The sequence below is a fragment of the Inquilinus sp. genome (assembly GCF_057815775.1).
On the sequence record NZ_JBYRFX010000973.1, the window covers coordinates 1 to 3,809 of the forward strand.

Genomic DNA, 3,809 nt, shown 5'->3' on the forward strand with positions numbered 1-3,809 from the left:
CAGCCGCAGCCCCTGCGGCACGGTATAGGACGCCATGTCGGTCAGGTAGACCAACGGCGTCAGGAAATCCTCATAGGTCCAGATGAAAGAAAACACGGCTGTGGTGACCAGGGCCGGGGTCAGCAGCGGCAGGATGATCGAGCGGTAGATCCGGAACGGCCCGGCGCCGTCGATCGCCGCGGCCTCGTCCAGCTCGCGCGGGATGCCGCGGATGAACTGCACCATCAGGAAGACGAAGAAGGCGTCCGCCGCCAGGAACTTCGGCACCACCAGCGGCAGGATGGTGTTCACCCAGCCCAGGCTGTGGAACAGGATGTATTGCGGGATCAGCGTCGCATGCAGCGGCAGCATGATGGTGGCCAGCATCAGCCCGAACAGGGTGCGCTTGAACCGGAAGTTCAGCCGGGCGAAGGCATAAGCGACCAGGCTGCAGGCCATGACGTTGCCGATCACGGCGAGGCCGGCGATCAGGAAGGAATTGGCGAAGAACACGCTGAAGGGCAGGGCGGCGCCGCGCCAGCCATCGGCGTAGTTCTGCAGCCGCAGCTTCGACGGCCACAGCCCGGGGTCGGAGAAGATCTGGCTGGACGGCTTCAGCGAACTGCTGGCCAGCCACAGCAGTGGGTAGATCATCACCACGGCGCCGGCGATCAGCGCCAGGTGGAGCAGGATCCGCTTCGGCCGCACATCGGCCATCCAGAAGGGCAGGGCGCTGGCTGCCATCCGGCCACTGTCGTGCGCCGGGGCGGTCATCGGTCGTCCCCATAATGCACCCAGAAGCGGGCGGACAGGAAGGCGACGGCGGTCGCGGTGGCGATGATGCCGACCAGGATCCAGGCCATGGCCGAGGCATAGCCCATCTGGAAGTTGGTGAAGCCCTGTTCGTAGAGATACAGGGTGTAGAACAGCGTCGAATCCGCCGGCCCGCCTGTGCCGTTGCTGATGATGAAGGACGGCGTGAAGGCCTGGAACGCGCCGATCATCTGCATCACGAAGTTGAAGAAGATGATCGGCGTCAGCAGCGGCAGCGTGATCCGCAGGAACTTGGTGACCGGGCCGGCGCCATCGACCGCGGCAGCGTCGTAGAGGTCCTGCGGGATCTGCTTCAGCCCGGCCAGGAAGATGATCATCGGCGATCCGAACTGCCACACCGCCAGGCTGACCAGGGTGAACAGCGCCGTGTCCGGGTTCGAGATCCAGCTCGGCCCGTCGATGCCGAACCACAGCAGGATGTGATTGATCAGCCCGTCATAGCTGAAAATCTGCCGCCACATGATGGCCACGGCGACGCTGCCGCCCAGCAGCGACGGCAGGTAGTACAGCCCGCGATAGAGGCCGAGCCCGGCGATGCCGCGGTTCAGCGTCACCGCCACCATCAGGGCGAAGGCCAGCTTCAGCGGCACCGACAAGAAGACGTAGGTGAAGGTGACCTTGACCGCCTGCAGGTAGCGCGGATCGGCGAACAGCAGCCGCTCGTAGTTCTTCAGCCCGGCCCAGACCGGCGGGTTGAACAGGTCGTAATTGGTGAAGGACAGGTACAGCGACGCCAGGATGGGCCCCAGCGTCAGGCACACGGCGCCGATGATCCAGGGCGCCAGGAACAGGAAGGCGGCGCCGTTCTGCTCCGCCGATGTGCCGACGCCGCGCCGCCGCCTCACAGCCGCGCCTGGGCTTCGCCGATGAACTGGTCGGCGGCCTGCTGCGGCGTCATCTTGCCGAAGGCCACCGCCTCGTTGGCCCGCCGCAGCATGCCCGACATCCCGGTGATGCCGGGATAGCGCGGCGGCGCCGGGTTCTGCTGCAGCAGGTCGATATAGGCGATGATCTTGCGGTCGGAATCGGTGCCTTCGCCGGCCAGCGCGGCGCGGCCGGCCTTCGACGCCGGCACCATGCCGCTGCCGCGATAGTACAGCTCGATCCCCGCCGGCTCGAAATGCATGAAGCGGATGATGTCGATCATCCGGTCCTTGTGCGGCGACTTCGACCACAGGCCGGTGGAGTTGCCGGCATAGGTGTAGTGGTGCTGCACCAGCGTCCCGCCCTTGAAGCCGTTCGGCAGCATGTGCAGGACCAGATCGTCCTCGGTCAGCGCCTGCAGCCCGACGAAGCTGTCGGTGAGCGAAGCGAACATCGCGGCCCGGCCGGAGATCAGGCCGGTCAGGGCGGGGTCGTCGCCATTGGCCAGGGCCTGGACCTCGCCGGGCGGGACGCCGCCGGCATCGCGCAGCCGAGCCCAGTAGGCGAACCATTCGGCGAGGTCGTCGCGGCCGAAGCCGAACTGCCGCTCCGGCGTGAACATCGACTTGCCCATGCCGCGCAGGAAGATGTCGCAGGGGATGTAGTTCGACCCCGCATCCTCCAGCCCCCAGAAGCGCTTGCCCTTGGCCTTGCTGATCGCCACGGCGGTCTCGGCCAGCTGCTCCCAGCTCCACATCTGGTCGGGCAGGGGCACGCCCGTCTCCTCGAACACCGCGGTCTTGACCGTGATCGCCGGGGCGATGCAGTCGTTCGGGATGGCATAGAGCTGGCCGCCCAGCGTGCCAGCCTTGATCGCCCCGTCGACATAGTCGGACAGGTCCAGCGGCTTCGGGATATAGGCGTTCAGCGGCGCCAGCACGCCGCGCCGGGCGTATTCGCCCAAGAGGTCGACATTGACGCTGAACATGTCGGGGGCGTTGCCGCCCGCGGCCTCGGTCGCCAGCTTGTCGGTGAAGGCGCCGAAATTGGTGAATTCCGGGACGATGTCGACGCCGGGATTGCGGTCGGTATAGGCCTTCAGCGTCGCCAGCGTCTGGGTCAGCTGCTCCTGCGATTCGACATAGCCGCCGAAGCGGATGCGGGCCGCGTCCTGGGCGAAGGCGCGCGGCGCCAGCCCGGCCAGGGCCAGCCCGCCCATCAGGGTGCCGCCCTGCAGCAGCGCGGCGCGTCGGTTCAGTCTCCTGGACATGTCGGCTCTCCCCCTTGGGATGGTGGGGCGCTTGCCGCGCCTTCGTGATGCACTGGTTGGTGCAACGTAACACCAGACGATCCGAAGAAGTCAACCCGCTGTCTGCCGATGGTTCTCAACCATCAGGCGATCAGCCATTTGACAGCAGTGCTGGCCAGGCGCTATGGCTGATAAATCGTTGCACTGAATCGGTCGCCTCAATGGTGGCCAGCAGGAATCGGGGGATCGTGGCGAGCATTCTCGATGTGGCGCGGGCGGCGGGTGTGTCGGCGAGCACGGTGTCCAACGTGCTGAACGGCCGGCACGGGCGCATGCAGGCCGAGACCAAGGCGCGGGTGCTGCAGGCGATCGAGGTGCTGGGCTACACCCCGAACGCGCTGGCCCAGCAGTTCAAATCCGGCCGCAACCGGACCATCGGCCTGATCGTGCCGTCGGTCGCCAACCCGTTCTGGGGTGCCCTGGCGCACAAGGTCGAACGCGCGGCCACCGCACTCGGCTACAAGGTGCTGTTCTGCAATGCCGAGCGGGACCCGCAGCTGGAGGCCCGCTATGCCGAGACGCTGCTCGCCTCCGGCGTGCGCGGCGTCATCTTCAGCTCCTCGCCGCTGTCCTTCGACCATATCGCCCACCTGACCCGGCGCGGCCTGGTCGTCGCCGCCTTCGACCGGCGCGGCCAGGGGGCGGAGGCGGTGGTGGCCTGCAGCGTCAGCGTCGACAACGAACTCGGCGGCAAGGTGGCCGGCCGGCACCTGGTCGGCCTGGGTCACCGCCGCTTCGGCTTCATCTCGGGCCCGATCAAGACCTCGAGCCGGGTGGGCCGCGTCAACGGCCTGCGCGCGGCGATGGCCAAGGCGGGGGTCGA

Annotated in this window: 4 protein-coding genes; 1 reads left to right on the forward strand and 3 read right to left on the reverse strand. The window is 67.2% G+C overall.

The genetic code is table 11. The features are described from left to right. From AC3XYG_RS34905 to AC3XYG_RS34915, 3 genes are all read right to left on the reverse strand, one after another. Positions 1 to 753 (reverse strand): carbohydrate ABC transporter permease (locus AC3XYG_RS34905; RefSeq protein WP_489144493.1); only part of this gene is annotated, 753 nt, incomplete at its 3' end. Next, positions 750 to 1,658: a carbohydrate ABC transporter permease gene (locus AC3XYG_RS34910; RefSeq protein ID WP_489144494.1), complete on the reverse strand. Its 909-nt coding sequence runs from the start codon at positions 1,656 to 1,658 to the stop codon at positions 750 to 752. The genes AC3XYG_RS34905 and AC3XYG_RS34910, both read right to left, overlap by 4 nt. Continuing rightward, a complete protein-coding gene (locus AC3XYG_RS34915; RefSeq protein WP_489144495.1) occupies positions 1,655 to 2,947 on the reverse strand; it encodes an ABC transporter substrate-binding protein in 1,293 nt (430 codons plus the stop codon). The genes AC3XYG_RS34910 and AC3XYG_RS34915 overlap by 4 nt, the downstream gene beginning before the upstream one ends. A gap of 227 nt (positions 2,948 to 3,174) precedes the next feature. On the opposite strand from AC3XYG_RS34915, the gene AC3XYG_RS34920 reads away from it, so the two are divergent. Next, the coding region (locus AC3XYG_RS34920) for a LacI family DNA-binding transcriptional regulator (protein WP_489144496.1) at positions 3,175 to 3,809 on the forward strand (635 nt) is incomplete at its 3' end.